This is a genomic window from Pantoea dispersa (genome assembly GCF_014155765.1).
Taxonomy (GTDB): domain Bacteria; phylum Pseudomonadota; class Gammaproteobacteria; order Enterobacterales; family Enterobacteriaceae; genus Pantoea; species Pantoea dispersa.
Map to the genome: position 1 here is coordinate 1 of NZ_SCKT01000011.1, position 22,817 is coordinate 22,817.

Genomic DNA, 22,817 nt, shown 5'->3' on the forward strand with positions numbered 1-22,817 from the left:
GAGCGCTGATTTTAAAGGGCGCTTCCGCCTGAAAGACGGCAGCTGGTGCCGCCCCTTCACGCTCACCGATAACCACAGCCGCTACCTGCTGTCCTGCGAGCCGGGCACGTCGGAGACCACGGTGTTCGTGCGCGGCTGCATGGAAAAGGCCTTCCTGGAAGGCGGGCTGCCCGACGTTATCCGCACCGACAACGGCTCGCCCTTCGTTGCGCCGGGCATCCTCGCGCTGACGCAGCTGAGCGTGTGGCTGATAAAACAGGGGATACAGCCGGAAAGAACCGCGCCGGGCTGTCCGGGGCAGAACGCCCGCCACGAGCGGATGCACCGGTCGCTGAAGGTCGCCATGAGCCATCACGACGTCTTTGGCTCGCTGCCGGAGCAGCAGGCATGGTGCAGCGGATGGCGGAACGAGTTCAATCAGGAAAAGCCGCATGAGGCACACGGGCAGCAGCCGCCCGCAAAAATATGGACGCCTTCACCGCGGAAATGGAACGGAAAAGTGCCGGAGGTGGGTTATCCGGAGGGGGCGAAGCTGTACAAAGTCGGTGAAAAAGGCGACCTGAGGCTGAACGGGCGGACCTTCCTGAGCGCGGCGTTACGGGGCGAGTACGTGCGGTTCCTGGAAGTGGACGACGGCATTGACGTCATCCTCTTCGACAGGCTCATCCTTGCGTATTATGACCGGGCAGAAAAGCGTATTATCCGGATCGAATGACCACAAAAAGTGTTACCTGTGTGCCCGGTCTGATCTGTTACCCATGTGCCCGGTCGTACCTTAACGCGCACCAGGGAGATTACGGTGCCGGATACGTGTACTGACGGTGAATCGCTTCCAGCGCCTCTAACACCTCGCCGCTCAGCGTCAGATTGAAACTCTCCACGTTAACCTTCAGCTGTTCCATGGTGGTGGCACCGAGCAGGGTGCTGGCCACAAACGGCTGCTGCCGCACATAGGCCAGCGCCATCTGTGACGGATCCAGGTTGTGCTGTTTCGCCAGTGCCACGTAGGCAGCAATCGCCTGCTGTGACTGCTCGCCGCTGTAACGGGTAAAGCGGCTGAACAGCGTATTGCGTGCACCGGCCGGTTTCGCCCCGTTGAGGTATTTGCCGCTCAGCGTACCAAAGGCCAGGCTGGAATAAGCCAGCAGTTCCACGCCCTCATGCTGGCTAATCTCCGCCAGACCCACTTCAAAACTGCGGTTCAGCAGGCTGTACGGATTCTGAATGGTGACGATACGCGGCAGCTCGTGCTTCTCCGCCAGTTGCAGGTAGCGCATCACGCCCCAGGCCGTTTCGTTCGAGACGCCAATGTAACGGATCTTGCCCGCGCGCACCTGTTCGGTCAGCGCTTCCAGCGTCTCCAGCAGCGTAACGGTGGCGGTGTTATCACTGTACTGATAACCGAGCTTGCCAAAGTAGTTGGTCTGGCGCTGCGGCCAGTGCAGCTGGTAGAGGTCGAGGTAATCGGTATTGAGGCGCTTCAGGCTGGCGTCCAGCGCTTCGCGGATGTTCTTGCGATCCAGCGCCTGGTTGGGGCGAATCAGCGCATCGCTGCCGCGCACCGGACCGGCGACTTTACTCGCCAGAATGATTTTGTCGCGGCTGCCGCGCTTTTGCAGCCAGCTGCCAATGTATTTTTCGGTCAGGCCCTGCGTTTCCGGACGCGGTGGCACCGGATACATCTCGGCGGTATCAATCAGGTTAATACCCTGGCTAACGGCGTAATCAAGCTGCTGGTGGGCGTCGGCTTCGCTATTCTGCTCACCAAACGTCATCGTGCCTAACCCCAGCTGACTGACTTCCAGCGTGCTATGGGGGATACGGTGATAATGCATTGCCGGCTTCCTTTTTTCATTATGAAACGGAATGTTGTGTTCTCTGGGACTATAGCCTGTGAAGTGGCGCAGAAGGAAGGGGGGAAAGTTCGGGAAATCGCCTGCACAGGGGGAAAACGCGTACAGGCGAGGCAATTTGGCACTTAACGCTCAATGATGGTGGAAACCTCGTCACCATTAATTTGCATAACATGGCCCTGTTCATCGGTGTACTGCACCAGACCGGTTTCTTTATCAATCGACGGCTTACCTTCGGTCATAATCATGCGGCCATCTTTGGTGGCCATAACGTAATCACTGCTGCAACCGCTTAATGCCAGCGCCGCCAGCAGCAGGCCCACTGCACTTACCAACCCTTTCATTCTCAGCTCCCTCAAGCCACTTCAACAGCAAAAGTGTAGTAATAAATGCTTTTGCCAGCTGGAGTAATCGCATCATTCCTAAAATAACAGGGCGAGATGCGCTCGCCCTTGACAGGTTACGCTTTGTTTTTCCTGCTGCGCATCAGGTTCAGACACTCTACCGCCATGGAGAAGAACATCGCAAAATAAATGTAACCTTTTGGTACATGCATACCAAAACTCTCGAGGATCAGGGTAAAGCCGACCAGAATTAGAAACGCCAGCGCCAGCATTTTGACCGACGGATGCCGCTCAACAAACTCACCAATCGCGCGCGCGGCCACCATCATCATCAGCACTGCGATGACCACCGCCGCCATCATAATGAACAGGTGATCGGACAGACCGACGGCAGTGATCACTGAATCCAGGCTGAAGATGATGTCGAGCAGCATGATCTGCACGATGGCGCCGAAGAAAGAGTGCACATTGGTTTTGTGCTCCTCTTCGCCGCCTTCGATGGTTTCATGGATCTCCATGCTCGACTTCCACAGCAGGAACAGGCCGCCGAACAGCAGAATCAGATCGCGCGCGGAGAAGGCGTGGTCCATGATGGAAAACAACGGCTGCGTCAGTCTCACCACCCAGGCGATGGAGGCCAGCAGCCCGAGGCGCATCAACATCGCCCCCATCAGACCCAGCCGGCGCGCCCGGTTTTGCTGGTGCTGCGGCAGTTTCGCGACCACCAGAGACAGGAAAATAATGTTATCGATACCCAGCACCACTTCCAGAATGGTTAATGTTCCCAGCGCCAGCCAGGCGTTGGGATCAGCAATCCAGTCAAACATGAATCCTTCATTCCTAAACGAAAAGTAAACGGGAATTATACACGGCGCAGGCGGCGCTGCCTAAAGCGATCCTGCAAGGGCGAGGTTGTACCGGGAATTACAGCAGAAAATGCCGCGCCAGCAGCGGTCCGGTAAAGCTCTTCTTGAGATAAAAACCGCGCGGCAGCGTCATGATCGGCTCGCCGTGTTCGCCGATGGCTTCGGTCAGCGCTTTGCTGTTGGCCGCTTTCGGCCGGATTTGCAGCCACGCACCGTGGCGGGCGCTGATGCGCTCCACCTGGCCGAGCACGATCATGTCCATCAGCTCTTCCCAGTCCTCACGTAACTGCTGCTCTTCCTGCGCATTCGGCTGCCACAGCAGCGGCGAACCCACGCGGCGCTCGGCCAGTGGAATGGCGCGATCGCCCTCCACCGGGATCCACAGTACCCGCGCCAGCTTGTGGCGCACGTGGCTGGTTTGCCAGGTAACGCCGCTGTTGCCGGTGAGCGGTGCCACGCAGACAAAGGTGGTTTCCAGCGGCTTACCCAGCTCGTCGACCGGAATGGTTTTGAGTTCAATACCCAGATGCGCAAAATCCTGCTCGGCTTTACTGCCGGCACTGGCGCCAAGCAGCAGCTCCAGCAGCATGCCAACCCAGCCTTTGTCACGGCGTAAATCGGCAGGCATCGGCAGGCCAAGCTGCGCGGCCAGCGCGGCAAAGCTCTGACCAGCCAGCTGTTGGGCACGCTGGAGCAGTTCGGCTTCGTTACGGGGCGCAGCAGGCAAGGCGGCAGGGCAATTCATGATAAAACTCGCATTGGTCAAAATATGGTCAGTAAAGGTCAGCACGTGTTGTCCACACCGTGCCGGACAATGTAAACGTGATAATAGCATGATTCAGCATGCTTTTTTAGCGCGATTGACCTGGCGCTCACCAGTGTAAGAGGCGGTTATCCCGGTTTGTTATCGACAATGAACAGGATCTTAAACCCAGTTATCCACAGAAAAGTGGGATAACCCCACGTTTTGCCCACCCCTGTTTCCATTTACAGCCTTGACTTTGCCGAACTGCGCGCTTTTTTTCCATTCTCTGCCCAGGTTTAGGACATTCTCTGTGGATAAAATCAACGGTGATGGATCTTTGAGCAGCGGTAACCGCGTGGGGAAGAATAACCGGCTTTCACGCTGTGTATCTGAACGGGTTAATTGGCTATCGCTATGATAAATGGGTATTTTAGTGCTATTCTCCCCGCCGTGCATGAGAATTTTCCGAAGCGGTTATTCAACTCATTCCCGTGTTCTGCACAAAGCTATCCACAGAAAAGGTGAATAAGATCGCCGTTAAATGCCCCTGTCTGTTTATAACATGGCTATTATCTGTGAGTTATCCCATTGTTATCCGGTCAGCGGCGCGGATATCCAGTGGTTTACCGCCTGTAAGGAGTATGAAACAATCAGGCTATTCAAATTTAGCTTTGAGGTAGTCCAGTGATCGATGATGATGGCTACCGCCCGAATGTTGGTATCGTAATCTGTAACAGGCAAGGACAAGTGTTATGGGCCAGGCGCTTTGGACAGCACTCCTGGCAGTTTCCTCAGGGAGGCATCAATCCGGGTGAAACCGCTGAACAGGCGATGTATCGCGAACTGTTCGAAGAAGTGGGTTTACACCGCAAAGATGTTCGAATACTTGCTTCAACCCGTAACTGGTTACGTTACAAGTTGCCAAAACGTTTGGTGCGTTGGGACACAAAGCCGGTGTGTATCGGCCAGAAACAAAAGTGGTTTCTTCTGCAGTTGATGTGTAGTGACGCGGATATCAATGTGCAACACAGCAGCACGCCGGAGTTCGATGGCTGGCGCTGGGTCAGCTTCTGGTATCCGGTACGTCAGGTTGTCTCTTTCAAGCGCGATGTGTATCGCCGCGTCATGAAGGAATTCGCTGGCGTGGTGATGTCTATGCAGGAGAGTGCGGGGCAGCGCAATAACAACGCCGCCCATCGACGTAAAAGAGGATAGGCCACGCCCTTTATGCTCACTCAGTTGCGCGAAATTGTAGAAAAAGTGGCGAGTGCACCGCGTCTGAATGAAGCACTCGACATTCTGGTCAACGAAATATGCCTGGCGATGGAGACCGAGGTCTGCTCGGTTTACCTCGCCGATCACGATCGGCGTTGCTACTACCTGATGGCAACGCGCGGCCTGAAAAAGCCGCGCGGCCGCACGGTTACGCTGGCGTTCGACGAAGGTATCGTCGGTCTGGTGGGCCGCCTGGCCGAACCGATCAACCTCGCCGATGCGCAAAGTCATCCCAGCTTCAAATACATTCCCTCCGTCAAAGAAGAGCGCTACCGCTCGTTTCTGGGTGTGCCAATCATCAGCCGGCGTCAACTGCTCGGCGTGCTGGTGGTGCAACAGCGAGAGCATCGTCAGTTCGACGAAAGCGAAGAGTCATTTCTGGTTACGCTGGCCACGCAGATGGCCGCGCTGCTGTCGCAGTCGCAGCTTGGCCAGCTGTTCGGTCAGTTCCGCCAGACGCGCGTCAAAGCGATTGCCGCCGCGCCGGGCGTCGCCGTTGCACCTGGCTGGGTTGATGAAACGCAGCCGCTGCTCGACCAGGTGTCCGCCGCCTCTACGCTCGATCCACAGCGTGAACGCGAGCGCCTGATTGTCGCCATGGGCGAGGCGGGCAACGAGTTTCGCCGCTTCAGCAAGCGTTTCGCGGCCAGCGTGCAGAAAGAGAGCGCGGCGATCTTCGATCTCTACTCGCACCTGCTCACCGATGCGCGACTGAAAAAAGATCTGTTTGCCGAGATCGAGCGCGGATCGGTAGCCGAGTGGGCGGTTAAAACGGTGATCGAGAAGTTTGCCGCACAGTTTGCCAGCCTGCAGGATCACTATTTACGCGAGCGCGCCGGGGATTTGCGCGTGCTCGGCCAGCGCCTGCTGTTCCACCTTGACGACACGCTGGTGGGCACCAATGCCTGGCCGGAACGCTTTGTGCTGGTGGCCGATGAACTCACCGCCACCACGCTGGCGGAGCTGCCGCAGGAGCGGCTGGCGGGCGTAGTGGTGCGCGATGGCGCAGCCAACTCGCACGCGGCGATCCTCACGCGCGCCATGGGTATTCCAACCGTGATGGGCGCGGATATCCTGCCGTCGCAGCTCAACAAGCGGCTGCTGATCGTGGACGGCTATCGCGGCGAAGTGCTGATCGATCCAGAGCCGGTGCTGGTGCAGGAGTATCAGCGGCTGATCAGCGAAGAGAACGCGCTGAGCAAAATGGCCGAAGACGTGGTGGAGCAGCCCGGCGAGCTGAAAAGCGGCGAGCGCGTGCAGGTAATGCTCAACGCCGGTCTCAGCCCGGAACACGAACAGGCGCTCGACAACTGGGTTGACGGCATCGGCCTGTATCGCACCGAAATTCCGTTCATGCTGCAAAGCGGCTTCCCGTCGGAAGAGGAGCAGGTGGCGCAATATCAGGGCATGCTGCAACTGTTTTACGACAAACCGGTGACGCTGCGTACGCTGGATGTCGGCGCTGACAAACAGCTGCCTTACATGCCGATTAGTGAAGAGAACCCCTGTCTCGGCTGGCGTGGCATTCGTCTGACGCTCGACCAGCCGGAGATCTTCCTGGTGCAGGTGCGCGCCATGCTGCGCGCCAACGTCGCTTCGGGCAACCTGAGCATTCTGCTGCCGATGATCAGTCATATTGACGAGATCGAAGAGGCGCGGCGCCTGATCGATCGCGCCGGTCGCGAAGTGGAAGAGATGCTCGGTTATGCCATTCCAAAACCGCGTATTGGCGTGATGATTGAAGTGCCGTCGATGCTGTTCCTGATCCCGCATCTGGCGCAACGCGTGGACTTTATCTCCGTCGGCACCAACGATCTTACCCAGTATCTGCTGGCGGTCGATCGCAACAATACCCGCGTTGCCAACCTTTATGATTCGCTGCATCCGGCGATGCTGCGGGCGTTGCAAACCATCGCCAGTGAAGCCCGCCAGGCCAAACTGGAGCTATGCCTGTGTGGTGAAATGGCGGGCGATCCGATGTGCGTCGCGCTGCTGGTGGGTCTGGGTTATCACCATCTCAGCATGAACGGCAAGAACATTCCGCGCGTCAAATACCTGCTGCGCCACCTCGATTATGAAGAGGCGCAGAAACTGAGTCAGCAGGGCGTGATGGCGCACACCGCAACGGAAGTGCGCCATCTGGTGTCGGCCTTCATGGAGCGGCGCGGCCTGGGCGGATTGATTCGCGGCGGACGTTAACTGTTTACATTTCTGCGGAAATTGTGAAAAGCGGCTGTGCTATGATGCGCAGCCTTTTATTGTATGGCCCTTTAGCCACGCCCTTTTGCGGGCAGAAAAAACATGGTGAAAGATGACTAACGGCTACATTTCATTTCCCCAATTCGATCCGGTGATCTTCTCCATCGGACCGGTTTCGCTGCACTGGTACGGCCTGATGTATCTGGTAGGCTTTGTGTTTGCTATGTGGCTGGCAGTGCGCCGCGCCAACAAACCCGGTAGCGGCTGGAAAAAAGAAGAAGTTGAAAACCTGCTGTACGCGGGCTTCCTCGGCGTGTTCCTCGGCGGCCGCATCGGCTACGTGCTGTTCTATAACCTGCCGCTGTTCCTCGACAACCCACTCTATCTGTTCAAAGTGTGGGACGGGGGCATGTCATTCCACGGTGGTCTGATTGGGGTGATCGTGGTGATGCTGATCTTCGCCCGCCGTACCAAACGCACCTTCTTCCAGGTCTCTGATTTCATTGCGCCGCTGATCCCGTTTGGCCTCGGTGCTGGCCGTCTCGGCAACTTCATCAACGGCGAACTGTGGGGCCGCGTGGCGCCTGAGTTTAAATTCGCCATGCTGTTCCCGGGTTCGCGCAGCGAAGACCTCGCGCTGGCGGCCAATAACCCGCAATATCAGGAACTGCTGAACACGTACGGCGTGCTGCCGCGCCATCCGTCACAGCTGTACGAGCTGTGCCTGGAAGGCATCGTGCTGTTTATCATTCTCAACCTGTTTATTCGCAAGCCGCGCCCGATGGGCAGCGTCTCCGGCCTGTTCCTGATTGGCTACGGCGCATTCCGCATTATCGTGGAGTTTTTCCGCCAGCCGGATGCCCAGCTTGGCCTGTTCGAAGGCGGTATCAGTATGGGCCAGATTCTGTCGATCCCGATGATTCTGGCCGGAGTGATTATGATGGTCTGGGCGTATCGTCGTCGCCCGCAGCAACAAACGCGTGAGGTAAAATGAAACAGTATCTGGATTTGATGCAACATGTGCTGAATGAAGGCGCAGAAAAGGCCGACCGTACCGGTACCGGCACGCTCTCCATCTTTGGCCACCAGATGCGTTTCAATTTGCAGGACGGTTTTCCGCTGGTCACCACCAAGAAGGTGCATCTGCGCTCAATCATTCATGAGCTGCTGTGGTTCCTAAAAGGCGACACCAACATCGGCTACCTGAAAGAGAACAAGGTCACCATCTGGGACGAATGGGCGGATGAAAACGGCGATCTGGGACCGGTCTACGGCAAGCAGTGGCGCAGCTGGGGCAATGCTTCCGGCGAAGAGATCGATCAAATCAGCAAGGTGATTGAGCAGCTGAAACGCGATCCGGATTCGCGCCGCATTATCGTTTCGGCATGGAATGTCGGTGAGCTGGATCAGATGGCGCTGGCGCCGTGCCACGCGTTTTTCCAGTTCTACGTGGCGAATGGCAAGCTGTCGTGCCAGCTGTACCAGCGTTCGTGCGATATCTTCCTCGGCCTGCCGTTCAATATCGCCAGCTATGCGCTGCTGGTGCATATGGTGGCACAGCAGTGCGATCTTGAGGTGGGCGATTTCGTCTGGACCGGCGGCGATACGCACCTGTACAGTAACCATCTCGAACAGGCGCGACTGCAGCTGACGCGTGAAACGCGACCGCTGCCGAAACTGGTGATTAAGCGTAAGCCCGCGTCGATTTTTGATTACCAGTTCGATGATTTTGAGATCGAAGGCTACGATCCGCATCCGGCGATCAAAGCGCCGGTTGCCGTGTAATCTGCCGCTCTTCAGCATCAGGCCCTGCCATCGTGCAGGGCTTTTTTTTTTGCCTGGCCCCGTCCGCTTCTGCGGGGATTTTCTGAATCCGACGCGCAAAAAAAGGGTGTTGTCTGCACCGGGCATAACTTTCCTGCGGCACGCTTTCCATCTTCTCTGTTTGCCGCTGTTGCTTTTCATCCGGCAGGCGCAGAGTGCCGGTTATGAACAGAACCCAAAACGCCGGCTTTACGCTGCCGGAACTGCTGCTGGTTATGGTGATTGCCGGCATCCTCAGCATCGCAGCCTTACAGGGCTGGCAGCGCTGGCAGCAGTATCAGCAACTGCGTGAGAGCGTACTGCAGTTGCAGAGCTTTTTGCTGCGGCTGCGTGCGCACGCCAGCTGGCACAACCGCGACCTCAGCCTGTGGCTGCAGCCGGGCGAAAACGGCTGCCTCGGCACCGGGCCGCAGCCCGCAGAAGGGTGTCAGTTGCCGTCGCGCTGGCTGTTTCGGCCGCCTTATCGCGAAGTGCGCATCACCGCGCTGGTCGGCGAGCCGGGCTTTTACGGCCGACGCGATGTGGCCCGGCCCGGCAGTATCGAACTGGAGAGCGCAGCTGGCCGCTGGCGCGTCATCCTCTCCGCCCGGGCGCGCATCCGGGTCTGCCAGCCAGGAGAGAAGGGATGCGAATAGCGCAGGGGGGCTTCAGTCTGCTGGAGATGCTGATCGCCATGGCGATTGGCGCAGTGCTGATGGTCAGCGTCGGCCGCTTTCTGCCGCTGCTGCTGGAGCAGAACCTGCGCCTGCAGCAGCGGGTCCAGCTGCAACAGGAGCTGCAGCAGATTGCCGGCTCGCTGGCCAAAGCGCTGCGCCGTGCCGGTTACTGTCACGGTCAGTGCGCCGGTGCGGCGCTCACGCTGATGAGCAGCGGCAGCTGTGTACTGCTGCGCTGGGACGAAAACAGTAACGGACGCTGGGAAGGTGTCGGTCACAGTGAAAGCGATTATTACGGCTATCGTCTGCGCAACGGACAGCTGGAGATGCAGCGCGGAGTGGACGAGTGCAACAGCAACGGCTGGGAGCGCATCACCGATCCGGCATTCCTCACCCTCAGCACCTTCCGGGTTGAGCGCCAGGGCACGCGGCTGCTGTTGCAGCTGGCCGCCACGGCGGGCCGCCAGCAGGCAGAGCTGACGATGATAGCGGAGGGGCTGAATCTGTGAAGCAGCGCGGCAACAGCACGCTAGGCATGGTGGTGATGTTACTGCTGATGGGCGGGCTCACGCTGCACGCCGCGCGCACGCAGCTGGCGCAGGGCATGGCGCTGGTCGCCGACGAGCAGCAGCATCAGCAGGATTTCTGGCAGGCGCAGGCCGCTTTAACGTGGGGCCGACAGCAAAACTGGCCGCAGGCCGCGGGCTGGCAATGTCAGACCGCTCTGGCCGACGCGTGGCAAAGCTGTCTGCTGCGGCAGGAGGAGAATCATGGCTTATTATCGGCGCGCGGCACCGGACGTGCGCTCGTGCTCTATCAGTGGGTGTCGCTGCGCAACGGCCAGCTGCAGCCACAGCCGCATGGCTGGATCGACTACTGCCCGCTGGCAAAGGCGGAGCAGTGTCAGCTGCCAGAGGCGACAGCAGGGTTTTAGCCTGGCGGAAACGCTGGTCGCGTTGCTGCTGCTGGCGATGACCATCAGCACGCTGCTGCAGTATCATCGCGCACTGGCGCTGGGATTTAGCCAGCAGTGGCAGCAGCGCCAGGCGTGGCAGGTGGCCGGGCAGGCGCTGCTCGGGCGTGATATTGCCGGCTGGCACATTGTGCACCAGCCGCAGAGTTTACCTGGCGGCTGCGTGCTGGATCGCGTTACCGTCACCGGACCCCATCAGCGCACGGCGTCGCTGGCGCGGCTCAATTGCCGCGAAGGTGATGCCGGCGGGTAGGCAGGCCAGACGATTAAGGGTAGAGTGACCGGGCTGCGCTTTCCCTTCTTTAAGGAGTTTTATGTTCCGGGTTTACCACTCCAATCGGTTAGATTTATTGAAAGACTTAGCGGTAGAGCTGATAAAACTCCAGCCGCTGGCCGATCCGCTCGCGGCTGAGCAGGTGCTGGTACAGAGCCCGGGCATGGCGCAGTGGCTGCAGATGGAGCTGGCTAACCGCTTCAACATTGCCGCCAACATTGATTTTCCGCTGCCCGCCAGCTTTATCTGGAGCATGTTCGTTAAAGTGCTGCCGGATATCCCGGAAGAGAGCGCTTTCACCAAAGCCAGCATGAGCTGGAAGCTGATGCACCGGCTGCCGGTGCTGCTGGAGCAGGAGGCGTTTCAGCCGCTGCGCAGCTATCTGCATGACGACGACGATCAGCGCAAACTCTACCAGCTCAGCGCGCGTGTGGCGGATCTGTTCGACCAGTATCTGGTCTACCGCTCCGACTGGCTGAACCGCTGGGAGCGCGGCGAACAGGTGGACGGGCTGAGCGATGCTCAGCAGTGGCAGGCGGCGCTGTGGCGCGATCTGGTCGAATTCACGCGCAGCCTCGGTCAGCCGATGTGGCACCGTGCCAACCTCTATGCACGGTTTATCCAGGCGCTGGAGCAGGCGTCAACGCCGCCGCCGGGGCTGCCGCAGCGCGTCTTCATCTGCGGTATCTCTGCGCTGCCGCCGGTTTATCTGCAGGCGCTGGAAGCGCTGGGCCGCCACATTGATATTCACCTGCTGTTTACCAATCCCTGTCGTCACTACTGGGGCGACATTCAGGATTACGCCTTCCTCGCGAAGCTGCAGAGCCGCCAGCGGCTGCGCCTGCATTCGCAGGAGACGCAGCCGCTGTTCCGCGATCCGGATGCCGCGCCAGCGCTGTTTAACGAACTGGGCGAGCAGCAGCTGACCAATCCACTGCTGGCCTCGTGGGGTAAGCTGGGCCGCGACAACCTGTTTCTGCTGAGCCAGATGGAGTCAGCCGCCAACGACATCGATGCGTTTGTGGAGATGTCACCGGATAATCTGCTGCACTGCCTGCAGGCTGATCTGCTCAATCTTGACGATCGCGCGGTGATTGGGCTCAGCGCTGGCGAGCTGGCAGACAGCATGGACAAGCGCCGGCTCGATCCGCATGATCGTTCCATCACGCTGCAGGTGTGTCACAGCGCCCAGCGTGAAGTGGAAGTGCTGCAGGATCACCTGCTGGCGCTGATGGAAGCCGATCCGGAGCTGAAGCCGCGCGATATCATCGTCATGGTGGCAGACATCGACAGCTACGCGCCTTTTATTCAGGCGGCTTTTGCCAGTGCGCCGCCTGAGCGCTATCTGCCGTTCGCCATTTCTGACCGGCGCGCCAGTCAGGCGCATCCGGCCATCCTCGCGCTGCTCAGCCTGCTGGCACTGCCGGACAGTCGCTTTGCCTCAGAAGAGGTGCTGGCGCTGCTGGAGGTGCCGGCGCTGGCACAGCGTTTCTCCGTCGAGGAGAGCGGCCTGCGCCTGCTGCGCCGCTGGGTGATGGAATCCGGCATCCGCTGGGGACTGGATGACGCCAGCGTGGAAGCGCTGGCGCTGCCGGTCACCGGCCAGCACACCTGGCGCTTCGGCCTGCAGCGTATGCTGCTGGGCTACGCGCTGGAAAGCCGCAACGGTGACTGGCAGGGCATTCTGCCGTATGACGAATCCAGCGGCCTGATCGCCGAGCTGGCGGGTCATCTAGCCGAGCTGCTGGCGCGGCTCGACAGCTGGCGCACGCGCCTTGCGCAGACGCGCACCCTGGCCGAGTGGCTGCCGCTATGCCGTGAGCTGATCGACAGCTTCTTCAGCGGCGATGCCGACAGCGAGGCGGCGCTGCTGCTGGTCGAAACGCAGTGGCAGGAGATCATTGAGCAGGGGATGCAGGCCGCTTATCAGCAGCCGATTCCGGTCACGCTGCTGCGCGATGAGCTGCGTTCGCGCCTCGATCAGCAGCGCATCAGCCAGCGCTTCCTGGCCGGGCCAATCAACTTCTGTACGCTGATGCCGATGCGCTCCATCCCGTTTAAAGTGGTGTGCCTGCTGGGCATGAACGACGGCGTGTATCCGCGCACCCTGGCGCCGCTCGGTTTTGACCTGATGCAGCAGCAGACGCGGAAAGGCGATCGCAGCCGGCGTGATGATGACCGCTATCTGTTCCTTGAAGCGCTGATCTCGGCGCAGCAGCAGCTGTACATCAGCTTCATTGGCCGGGCGATTCAGGACAACACCGAGCGCTATCCCTCGGTGCTGGTGACTGAACTGGTGGATTATCTGGCGCAAAGTTTCTGTCTGCCGGGCGATGAAGCCTGTGAGCCGGACGTCAGTGAGCAGCGGGTGCGGGCACATTTGCAACGCCTGCATAGCCGCATGCCGTTTGCGGCGGAAAACTTCCAGCCGGGAAGCCACATGCAGAGCTTCGCCGCAGAATGGTTGCCGGCGGCGACCGGCAGCGGCGTGGCGCAGCCCGGGTTTGTCCAGCCGCTGCCGGTTCAGCCGCTGACCACGCTGTCGCTGGAGCAGCTGCTGCGCTTCTGGCGTCATCCGGTGCGGGCGTGGTTCCAGCAGCGCCTCGGCGTGGCTTTCTGGATGGAGGAGAGCGAGCTGCCGGACAGCGAACCGTTCGCACCGGACAGCCTGGAGCGCTATCAGATCAACGCTGAACTGCTCAATACGCTGGTCAACGGTGACGATCCGGCCCAGCTGTATGCGCACCATCGCGCCGCCGGTAATCTGCCTTACGGCGCCTTCGGGGAACTTTTCTGGCAAAGCCAGACCGAAGAGATGCAGGAGGTGGCGGCGGAAGTGAGCGCGCAGCGGCTGCCGGCAGAGAGCTGGGAAGTCAACCTGACGCTGGGCGCAACGCAGTTGACCGGCTGGCTGACTCAGGTGCAAGCTGATGGGCTGCTACGCTGGCGTCCGGGCGTGCTCAACATCAACGATGGCCTGCTGCTGTGGCTGGAACATCTGGTGTATTGTGCGCTGGGCGGCAACGGCACCAGCCGCATGTACGGGCGCAAACAGAGCCGCTGGCGCTTCGCGGCGGTGGCTCCCGCCCAGGCGCAGGCGCAGCTGGCTGAATATGTGGCCGCCTGTGAGGCGGGGCTGGCGCAGCCGCTGCTGCTGCTGAATAAATCCGGCGGCGCCTGGCTGGACGCCAGCTTTGACAGCAAATCCGGCCAGCTTCAGGAAGATGACGCTACGCAGAAAAAGGCGCTCAACAAGCTGTTGCAGGCGTGGCAGGGCGGCTATCAGGTTGAAGGCGAGGGCAGCGATCCCTATCTGCAGCGCCTGTGCCGCACGCTGGACGAGCCGACGCAGCAGCAGATCATCGCTGCGGCGCGTCAGTGGTATTTGCCGGTGCGCCTCGCGCATCAGGATGATGAATAGCAACGGAAGTGCGGCCTGTACCTTGGCAGCCACCGTCTTATAAGAAAGTGTTTGAGTATCCCGACCGGCGCAACGCCGGCGGATAAGGGTAACGTTAAGGGGTTGAAATGCGGATTTACGCACGCTGGATAGGAGCGCTGCTGCTGAGCATGCTGGCGCTGAATGCCTTTGCCGACGACGGGCGTGGCTGGCAGCCGATTGATGAAACCATCCGCAAGAGCGATCACGATCCGCGCAGTTATCAGGCCATTACCCTGAGCAACGGCATGACAGTGCTGCTGGTGTCAGATGCTGCCGCGCCGAAATCGCTGGCAGCGCTGACGTTACCGATCGGTTCTCTGGACGATCCCGACAGTCAGCTGGGCCTGGCACACTATCTGGAACACATGGTGCTGATGGGATCAAAAAATTATCCGCAGCCGGATAACCTGGCGGAGTTTCTCAAGAAGCACGGTGGCAGCCACAATGCCAGCACAGCCTCGTACCGCACCGCGTTTTATCTGGAAGTCGAAAACGATGCGCTGCAACCGGCGGTGGATCGTCTGGCGGATGCAATTGCGCAACCCCTGCTCGACCCAACCAATGCGGACCGCGAGCGGCATGCGGTTAACGCTGAGCTGACGATGGCACGCTCGCGCGATGGGCTGCGTATGGCGCAGGTTGGCGCGGAAACCCTCAATCCGGCGCACCCCGGTTCGCGTTATTCGGGCGGTAACCTTGATACTCTGAGTGACAAACCCGACAGCAACCTGCATCAGGCGCTGCTCGATTTCTATCACCGCCACTACTCGGCGAATCTGATGAAAGCGGTGATTTACAGTAACAAACCGTTGCCGGAGATGGCGACGATCGCTGCACAGACCTTTGGTCGCGTGGCCAATCATCAGGCCAGCGTGCCGGACATTACCGTGCCGGTGGTCACCGATGCGCAGAAAGGCATCATCATTCATTATGTGCCAGCACAGCCGCGCAAGCAGCTGAAAATTGAGTTTCGCATCGCCAACGACAGCGACCAGTTCCGCAGCAAAACCGACACCTTAATCAGCTATCTGCTGGGCAACCGCAGCAAAAATACCCTGAACGACTGGTTGCAGCAGCAGGGACTGGCGGATGGCGTCAATGCCGGCGCGGATCCGATGACCGAGCGCAACAGCGGCGTGTTTGCCATCTCGGTTTCGCTGACCGACAAAGGTCTGGCGCAGCGCGATCGCGTGGTGGCTGCAGTATTCAGCTACCTTGATATGCTGCGCAAACAAGGCATCGACAAGCGCTATTTCGATGAAGTTGCGCACGTGCTGGCGCTGGATTTCCGCTATCCATCAATTACCCGCGATATGGATTACATTGAGTGGCTGGTGGATACCATGCTGCGCGTGCCGGTGACGCACACGCTGGATGCGCCTTATCTGGCCGACCGCTATGATGCGGCCGCGATCAGCGCCCGTCTGGCTGAGATGACGCCGCAGAACGCCCGCATCTGGTACATTAGTCCCGCTGAGCCGCACAACAAACAGGCTTACTTTGTGAATGCGCCTTATCAGGTGGATAAAATCAGCGCCGCGCAGTTTAGCGACTGGCAGCAGCAGGCGCAGCAGATTCCGCTGTCGCTGCCGACCCTGAATCCCTACATTCCGTCGGACTTCGCCCTCATCCCGTCTGACGGTAAGCATTACGATCATCCGGTGGCGCTGACCAGTGGCGATAGCATGCGCATCTACTGGATGCCGAGCCAGTTCTACGCCAGCGAGCCGAAGGCCGCTATTACGCTCGCGCTGCGTAACAAATCCGCGATCAGCGATGCGCGCCAGCAGGTGTTGTTTGGTCTCAACGACTACCTCTCCAGCCTGGCGCTGGATGAGCTGAATTCGCAGGCTTCGGTGGGCGGCATCAGCTTCTCTACCGGTGAGGACGACGGGCTGGTATTCAATGCCAGCGGCTTCACCCAGCGCCTGCCGGAGCTGCTGAAAAAGCTGGTTGAAGGCTACGCCAGCTTCCAGCCGGATGCGCAGCAGCTGGAGCAGGCGAAATCCTGGTATCTGGATCGGCTGGAAGCAGCGGAAAAGGGCAAAGCGTTTGAACAGGCGATTCAGCCGATGCAAATGCTGTCCCAGCTGCCTTATACCCAGCGTGAGGCGCGACGCCAGCTGGTGAAACAGATCACGCTGCAGGAGGTGATGGATTACCGCGATGCGCTGATCCAGCACGCCACGCCGGAAATGATGGTGGTCGGCAACCTGTCGGCCGATCGCGTCAGGCAGCTGGGCGAAGAGCTTAAACAGCAGCTGCACAGCACGGGGCACGGTTACTGGCACAGCAATTATGTGGTGGTGGATAAGCCGATCAAAGCCAACCTGCAGAAAACCGGCAGCAGCACCGACTCAGCGCTGGCGACGCTGTATGTGCCGCTCGGCTACAGCGAGTATCTAAGTATGGCTAACAGCACCATGCTGAGCCAGATTGTGCAGCCGTGGTTCTACAATCAGCTGCGCACCGAGGAGCAGCTGGGCTATGCGGTGTTCGCCTATCAGATGCCGATTGGTCGCCAGTGGGGCATTGGCTTCCTGCTGCAAAGCAACAGTAAACCGCCCGCTTATCTGCTGCAGCGTTTCCAGGCGTTCTATCCGCAGGCGGAACAGCGTCTGCGCAGCATGAAAGCGGAGGATTTCGCCCAGTATCAGCAGGCACTGATCAACGATCTGAAACAGCGTCCGCAAACGCTGGATGAAGAGGCCAACCGCTACAGCCGTGATTTCAATCGCCAGAACTTCGCGTTTGATACGCGCGAAAAAGCCATTGCGCAAATTCAGCAGCTGACACCGGCCAGCCTGGCTGACTTTTTCCATCAGGCCGTGCTGGCGCAGCAGGGCATGGCGATGATCTCGCAGATTGGCGGCAGTCACGATGGCACCCACGATGCGGATTACGCGCCGCTGCCGGGCTTTACCACCTGGGATGAAGTCGCCCGGCTGCAGCAGTCGCTCTCCGTGAAGAGTGATGCGCCATGAGTCAGCGCCCTGAATCGCTCAATCCCCTGACGCTGCCGCTGCAGGGTGAGCGTCTGATTGAGGCCTCCGCTGGCACCGGTAAGACCTTTACCATTGGTCTGCTCTACCTGCGTTTGCTGCTGGGACTTGGCGGACCGAATGCTTATGCGCGTCCGCTGTCGGTGGAAGAGATTCTGGTGGTGACCTTTACCGAAGCCGCCACCGCCGAACTGCGCGGCCGTATCCGGGAAAATATTCATGAGCTGCGGCTGGCCTGTCTGCGCGGCATCAGCGCAAATCCGATGCTGATGCAGCTGCTGGCCGACATTGCCCAGCCCGCTGAGGCGGCCTCGCTGCTGCTGGCAGCGGAACGTCAGATGGACGAGGCGGCGATCTTCACCATTCACGGCTTCTGCCAGCGCATGCTCAATCTCAACGCGTTTGAGTCCGGTATGCTGTTCGAGCAGCAGCTGATTGAAGATGAACAGCAGCTGTTGCGTCAGGCGACGGCGGATTTCTGGCGGCGCCACTGCTATCCGCTGACGCTGGATATTGCGCGCGTCATCGTTTCGGAATGGAGCGGGCCGGAACAGCTGTTGTCGACGCTGCGCCCGTGGCTGCAGGGCGAGTCGCCCAGCCTGCGTCTGGCGCCGCACGACAGTGAAACCCTGACATCGCGCCACAGCAGCAACCTGGCGCGTATTGCCGAAATGAAAGCGCAGTGGCGGGCGCTGGGCGAAGAGGTGCTGACGCTGGTCGGGCAGTCTGATGTCGATAAGCGCAGCTACAGCAGCAAAAACCTGCCGCTGTGGGTCAGCAAAGTCAGCGCCTGGGCGCAGAGCGAGACCGCGGATTACCAGATCCCCGCCGAGCTGGCGCGTTTCGGTCAGCAGGTGCTCAATGAAAAAACTAAAAAGGGCGCGCCACCGCAGCACCCGTTGTTTGCTGCCATTGATACGTTCCTGGCGCAGCCGCTGTCGCTGCGCGATTTGGTGATTGCACGCGCGCTGGTGGAGGTGCGTCACGCGGTGCGTAAAGAGAAACGCCTGCAGGCGCTGCTGGGGTTTGACGATCTGCTGAGCCGGCTGGACGAGGCGCTGCAACAGCCCGGCGGCGAGCAGCTGGCGCAGGCGATTCGCCAGCGCTTTCCGGTGGCGCTGATTGACGAATTCCAGGATACCGACCCGCTGCAGTACCGTATTTTCCGCACGCTCTATTTACAGCAGCCGCAGCATGCGCTGCTGCTGATTGGCGACCCGAAACAGGCTATCTACGCCTTCCGCGGTGCGGACATCTTTACCTATATCCGCGCGCGCAGTGAAGTTCACGCGCACTACACGCTGGATACCAACTGGCGCTCGTCACCGGCGATGGTGGAGAGCGTCAATCAGCTGTTTATGCGCCAGCCCGCACCGTTTCTGTTTGCGGACATCCCGTTTCTGCCGGTCAATGCCGCGCCGCCCAATCAGCGTTTGTCGCTGAGTATCGACGGCGAGGAACAGGCCGCGCTGCGCTTCTGGCTACAGCCGGGCGCAGGCTGCAGCGTCAGCGAATACCAGCAGCTGATGGCGCAGCAGTGCGCCGCCGATATCAGCCGCTGGCTGCAGGCGGGTCAGCAACAGCGCGCGCTGCTGGGCAAAACGCCCGACCAGCGGCCGGTGCAGGCCTCGGACATTACCGTACTGGTGCGCAGCCGGAACGAAGCCAACCTGATTCGCGCCGCGCTCAATCAGCTCGGCATCCCTTCGGTGTATCTCTCCAACCGCGACAGCGTGTATACCACGCCCGAGGCGCGAGAACTGCTGTGGCTGCTGCAGGCGATCCTCGCGCCCGAGCAGGAGCGGATGCTGCGCACCGCGCTGGCCACGTCGCTGTTTGCCTTTGATGCCGCGCAGCTGGACGCGCTGGATCAGGATGCACGCGGCTGGGATGCGCTGGTGGATACCTTTGCCCGCTGGCAGCAATTATGGCACCAGCGTGGCGTACTGCCGATGCTGCGTCAGCTGATGCTGGAGCGCCAGCTGGCAGAAAACCTGCTGGCCTCAGAGAATGGCGAGCGTCGCCTGACCGATCTGCTGCACCTCGGCGAACTGCTGCAGGAGGCGGCGGCCCAGCTCGACAGTCCGCACGCGCTGGTGCGTTATCTGGCGCAGCAAATCGCCCGACCGGACAGCCAGTCGGCCAGCCAGCAGCTGCGGCTGGAGAGCGACCGCCACCTGGTGCAGATTGTCACTATCCATAAATCCAAGGGGTTACAGTATCCGCTGGTGTGGCTGCCGTTTGCCGCCGGTTTCCGCGAGGCCGATATCGCTCTCTATCACGACCGCGAGCATTACAACGCGGTGCTGGATTTGCAGAATGATGAGCAAAGTCTGGCGCTGGCGGAGCAGGAGCGGCTGGCAGAGGATTTACGCCTGCTGTACGTGGCGCTGACGCGTTCGGTGTATCACTGCAGCGTCGGCGTGGCACCGCTGTTTCGCGGCACGCGCAAGAAAGAGGGCGAGAGCGATTTACATAAAAGCGCGCTGGGTTTCCTGCTGCAGCGCGGCGAGCCGGCCACCGCAGAACAGCTGGCGAGTTTACTGCACGACATCAGCGTGACCGGAACCGAAGTGGTGCTGGCGCAGTCGCAGGGCCATGAACGCTGGCAGGCGCTGGACGAGGTTGACGATGAGCTGGATGCGCGCAGCGTCACGCGCGCGCTGGCCGATCCGTGGCGTGTCACCAGCTACTCCGGGTTGCAGCAGCACGGCAGTCACCGTCTGCTGGATGTGATGCCGGGCTTCGATGCGGAAGCGCTCGGGGAAGATCGCGAGGCGGAAGTGCTGGAAGCCGCGCTGACGCCGCACCATTTCCCGCGTGGCGCAGCGCCCGGGACTTTCCTGCATACGCTGTTTGAATCGCTCGACTTCACCCAGCCGCCGTCAGCGCCGCAGCTGGAACAGCAGTTGCAGCAGAGCGGCTATCCGCTGCACTGGCAGCCGATGCTGAGCGAGTGGATTACCCGCGTGGTGAACACGCCGCTCAACACTGAAGGGATCCGGCTGAGCGACATCACACCGGGCAATCGCCTGATCGAGATGGAGTTCTATCTGCCGATTGACGGACTGCTGACGGCACCGGCGCTGGACGCGTTAATGCGGCAGGATCCGCTGTCGCGTCAGGCGCCGCCGCTCGACTTCCGTCAGGTGCAGGGCATGCTGAAAGGCTTCATCGACCTGGTATTTCGCTGGCAGGGCAAATACTATCTGCTGGATTACAAATCTAACTGGCTGGGCGAGAGCCATCAGGCATACACACCGCAGGCGATGGCGCAGGCGATGATCGACCACCGTTACGATTTGCAATATCAGCTGTATACGCTGGCGCTGCATCGCTATTTGCAGCACCGCCTGACGGATTACGATTATGAACAGCATTTTGGCGGCGTATTCTATCTGTTTTTACGCGGCATGGATGGCAGCTCGCCGGATAACGGGGTGTTCCATACCCGACCAACATCAGATTTCGTTTCACAACTGGATAGCCTGTTTCGCGGGCCGGGAGCAGCAGCATGAGTAGCATGAGTACGCTATTGGCACAGGCGGCAGAACTGCGCCTGCTGCGGGCGCTGGATATTCAGTTTGCCCGGCTGCTGGCCGACGACGATCGGCCCGCGCATCTGCTGGCGGCTGCCTGTCTCAGCGCGGAAGCCGGTGACGGTCACGTCTGCCTGCCGCTGTCGCAGCTTACCCGTGAAGGACTCTTTAGCGGTCGTCATCCGGAGCTGGCGCACGCCATCTGGCAGGCCGCCGGCGAGCCGCAGGACTGGCCGACGCTGCTGGCGGACTGGCAGGCGCTCAGCGCCAGCGATCGCCCGGCGCCGGTGGTGTTGCGTGATAACCGGCTCTATCTGCACCGGCTCTGGCATCACGAAGGGGAAGTGGCGCGTTTCTTCCAGCCACAGGCGGCGCCGCAGCTGTTTGCGCCCGAACAGGTGCGCCTCGTGCTGGATACCTTTTTCGGCAGCCAGCCTGAGGACTGGCAGAAAATTGCGGCGGCGGTGGCGCTGACGCAAAAAACTGCGGTGATCTCCGGCGGGCCCGGCACCGGCAAAACCACCACGGTGGCGAAGCTGCTGGCGGCGCTGATTCGCCTCAGTGAGGGAACCCTGCGCATTCAGCTGGCCGCGCCTACCGGCAAGGCGGCGGCGCGGCTCACCGAGTCGCTGGGTAAGGCGCTGCGCAGTCTCGACGTCAGCGATGCGGAGCGCCAGCGTTTTCCGGCAGAAGCCACCACGCTGCACCGTTTACTCGGCGCTCAGCCGGAGACGCAGCGCCTGCGCTACCACGCCGGTAATCCGCTGCATCTCGACGTGCTGGTGGTCGATGAAGCCTCGATGGTCGATCTTGGCATGATGGCAAACCTGATCGCCGCGCTGCCCGCTCACGCGCGGGTGATTTTTCTCGGCGATCGCGACCAGCTGGCCTCGGTTGAAGCCGGTGCGGTACTCGGGGATATCTGCCGCTGTGCTGAGGCGGGCTACAGTCCGGTGCGCGCGCTGCAGCTCACCACGCTGACCGGCTGCGAGGTTGCCGGCACCGATGATGCGGTGGCCCCGGCGGTGCGCGATGCCATCTGCCTGCTGCGCAAAAGCTACCGTTTCGCGGCGCACTCCGGCATCGGTCAGCTGGCTGCGGCGGTCAACGCCGGCGAAGCGCAGGCGGTCGAGGCCGCCTTTCAGGCGGGCTTCAGTGATATCGTGCGCCAGCCGCTCAACGATGCCGAAGCGTATCAGGCGATGCTGACGCAGATTGCCGAAGGCTATCGGCCATTTCTCCAGCTGATTAACCAGCGTGCCGCACCAGCCGAGGTGATTGCTGCGTTTGGCCGTTATCAGCTGCTGTGCGCGCTGCGCGAAGGGCCATTTGGCGTGCAGGGACTCAATCAGCGTATTGAGCACAAGCTGATGCAGCTGCAGCTGATTCGTCGTCCGGCAGGGGGCAGCCGCTGGTATCAGGGACGTCCGGTGATGGTGACGCGTAACGACAGCGCGCTCGGCCTGTTCAATGGTGACATCGGCATTACACTGTTCGATGAGGAAGGGCTGCACAAGGTGTTTTTCCCGCTGCCTGATGGCAGCATCAAAGCGGTACAGCCAAGTCGCCTGCCGGCCCATGACACGGCATGGGCGATGACGGTGCACAAATCACAGGGTTCGGAGTTTGACCACACCGCGCTGGTGATGCCGGCTCAGTTCCTGCCGGTACTGACGCGCGAGCTGATTTACACCGCTATTACCCGGGCGCGCAGCCAGCTGACGCTGTTCAGTGATGAAGCGGTGTTCCGGCGCGCGGTGCAGTTGCGCACGCAGCGGCGCAGCGGGTTGCTGGATCGCTTAGGGGGAGAAGAGGGCAGATGATT

Annotated in this window: 17 protein-coding genes; 13 read left to right on the plus strand and 4 right to left on the minus strand. The window is 60.4% G+C overall.

Features of this window, described 5'->3' with window-relative positions; genetic code table 11:
• Positions 1–715: integrase core domain-containing protein (locus tag H7K56_RS21190; protein ID WP_182689053.1), on the plus strand; the 715-nt coding region annotated here is incomplete at its 5' end.
• Positions 716–794: 79 nt separating this feature from the next.
• Here H7K56_RS21190 and H7K56_RS21195 read toward each other — a convergent pair.
• The 4 genes from H7K56_RS21195 to mutH form a co-directional block, all read right to left on the minus strand.
• Entirely contained in the window at positions 795–1,835 is a 1,041-nt protein-coding gene (locus H7K56_RS21195; protein WP_021506697.1) for an NADP(H)-dependent aldo-keto reductase, read from the minus strand.
• Positions 1,836–1,978: 143 nt separating this feature from the next.
• Positions 1,979–2,197 (minus strand): YgdI/YgdR family lipoprotein, encoded by a 219-nt coding sequence (locus H7K56_RS21200; RefSeq protein ID WP_021506698.1) that lies wholly within the window; start codon positions 2,195–2,197, stop codon positions 1,979–1,981.
• A 116-nt stretch (positions 2,198–2,313) separates the two neighbouring features.
• Positions 2,314–3,024 (minus strand): TerC family protein, encoded by a 711-nt coding sequence (locus H7K56_RS21205; RefSeq protein WP_021506699.1) that lies wholly within the window; start codon positions 3,022–3,024, stop codon positions 2,314–2,316.
• Positions 3,025–3,121: 97 nt separating this feature from the next.
• Complete coding sequence (mutH, locus tag H7K56_RS21210) at positions 3,122–3,808, minus strand: DNA mismatch repair endonuclease MutH (protein WP_150361106.1); 687 nt, start codon at positions 3,806–3,808, stop codon at positions 3,122–3,124.
• 684 nt (positions 3,809–4,492) lie between these two features.
• On the opposite strand from mutH, the gene rppH reads away from it, so the two are divergent.
• From rppH to recD, 12 genes are all read left to right on the plus strand, one after another.
• Positions 4,493–5,023, plus strand: a complete 531-nt coding sequence (gene rppH, locus H7K56_RS21215) for an RNA pyrophosphohydrolase (protein ID WP_031279497.1) — start codon at positions 4,493–4,495, stop codon at positions 5,021–5,023.
• A 12-nt stretch (positions 5,024–5,035) separates the two neighbouring features.
• On the plus strand, positions 5,036–7,282 hold the full coding sequence (ptsP, locus tag H7K56_RS21220) for a phosphoenolpyruvate--protein phosphotransferase (RefSeq protein ID WP_058757064.1): 2,247 nt from the start codon (positions 5,036–5,038) through the stop codon (positions 7,280–7,282).
• Between the two features lie 112 nt (positions 7,283–7,394).
• Positions 7,395–8,276, plus strand: coding sequence for a prolipoprotein diacylglyceryl transferase (gene lgt, locus H7K56_RS21225; protein WP_058780285.1), 882 nt, complete (start codon positions 7,395–7,397; stop codon positions 8,274–8,276).
• Positions 8,273–9,067, plus strand: coding sequence for a thymidylate synthase (gene thyA, locus H7K56_RS21230; protein WP_104188425.1), 795 nt, complete (start codon positions 8,273–8,275; stop codon positions 9,065–9,067). Before lgt ends, thyA begins: the two co-directional genes overlap by 4 nt.
• Before the next feature lie 203 nt (positions 9,068–9,270).
• Positions 9,271–9,741: a prepilin-type N-terminal cleavage/methylation domain-containing protein gene (locus H7K56_RS21235; RefSeq protein WP_150361107.1), complete on the plus strand. Its 471-nt coding sequence runs from the start codon at positions 9,271–9,273 to the stop codon at positions 9,739–9,741.
• Positions 9,732–10,271, plus strand: coding sequence for a prepilin peptidase-dependent protein (locus H7K56_RS21240; RefSeq protein ID WP_150361108.1), 540 nt, complete (start codon positions 9,732–9,734; stop codon positions 10,269–10,271). Before H7K56_RS21235 ends, H7K56_RS21240 begins: the two co-directional genes overlap by 10 nt.
• Positions 10,268–10,696 (plus strand): DUF2509 family protein, encoded by a 429-nt coding sequence (locus H7K56_RS21245; RefSeq protein WP_125309778.1) that lies wholly within the window; start codon positions 10,268–10,270, stop codon positions 10,694–10,696. Before H7K56_RS21240 ends, H7K56_RS21245 begins: the two co-directional genes overlap by 4 nt.
• Position 10,697: 1 nt before the next feature.
• A complete protein-coding gene (locus H7K56_RS21250; RefSeq protein ID WP_249042734.1) occupies positions 10,698–10,988 on the plus strand; it encodes a prepilin-type N-terminal cleavage/methylation domain-containing protein in 291 nt (96 codons plus the stop codon).
• 61 nt (positions 10,989–11,049) lie between these two features.
• Entirely contained in the window at positions 11,050–14,430 is a 3,381-nt protein-coding gene (gene recC / locus H7K56_RS21255) for an exodeoxyribonuclease V subunit gamma (protein ID WP_127834502.1), read from the plus strand.
• Positions 14,431–14,537: 107 nt separating this feature from the next.
• On the plus strand, positions 14,538–17,435 hold the full coding sequence (gene ptrA, locus H7K56_RS21260; protein ID WP_150361110.1) for a pitrilysin: 2,898 nt from the start codon (positions 14,538–14,540) through the stop codon (positions 17,433–17,435).
• A complete protein-coding gene (gene recB / locus H7K56_RS21265) occupies positions 17,432–20,971 on the plus strand; it encodes an exodeoxyribonuclease V subunit beta (RefSeq protein WP_150361111.1) in 3,540 nt (1,179 codons plus the stop codon). The genes ptrA and recB overlap by 4 nt, the downstream gene beginning before the upstream one ends.
• Positions 20,968–22,815: an exodeoxyribonuclease V subunit alpha gene (gene recD / locus H7K56_RS21270; RefSeq protein ID WP_150361112.1), complete on the plus strand. Its 1,848-nt coding sequence runs from the start codon at positions 20,968–20,970 to the stop codon at positions 22,813–22,815. The genes recB and recD overlap by 4 nt, the downstream gene beginning before the upstream one ends.
• Positions 22,816–22,817: the final 2 nt, after the last annotated feature.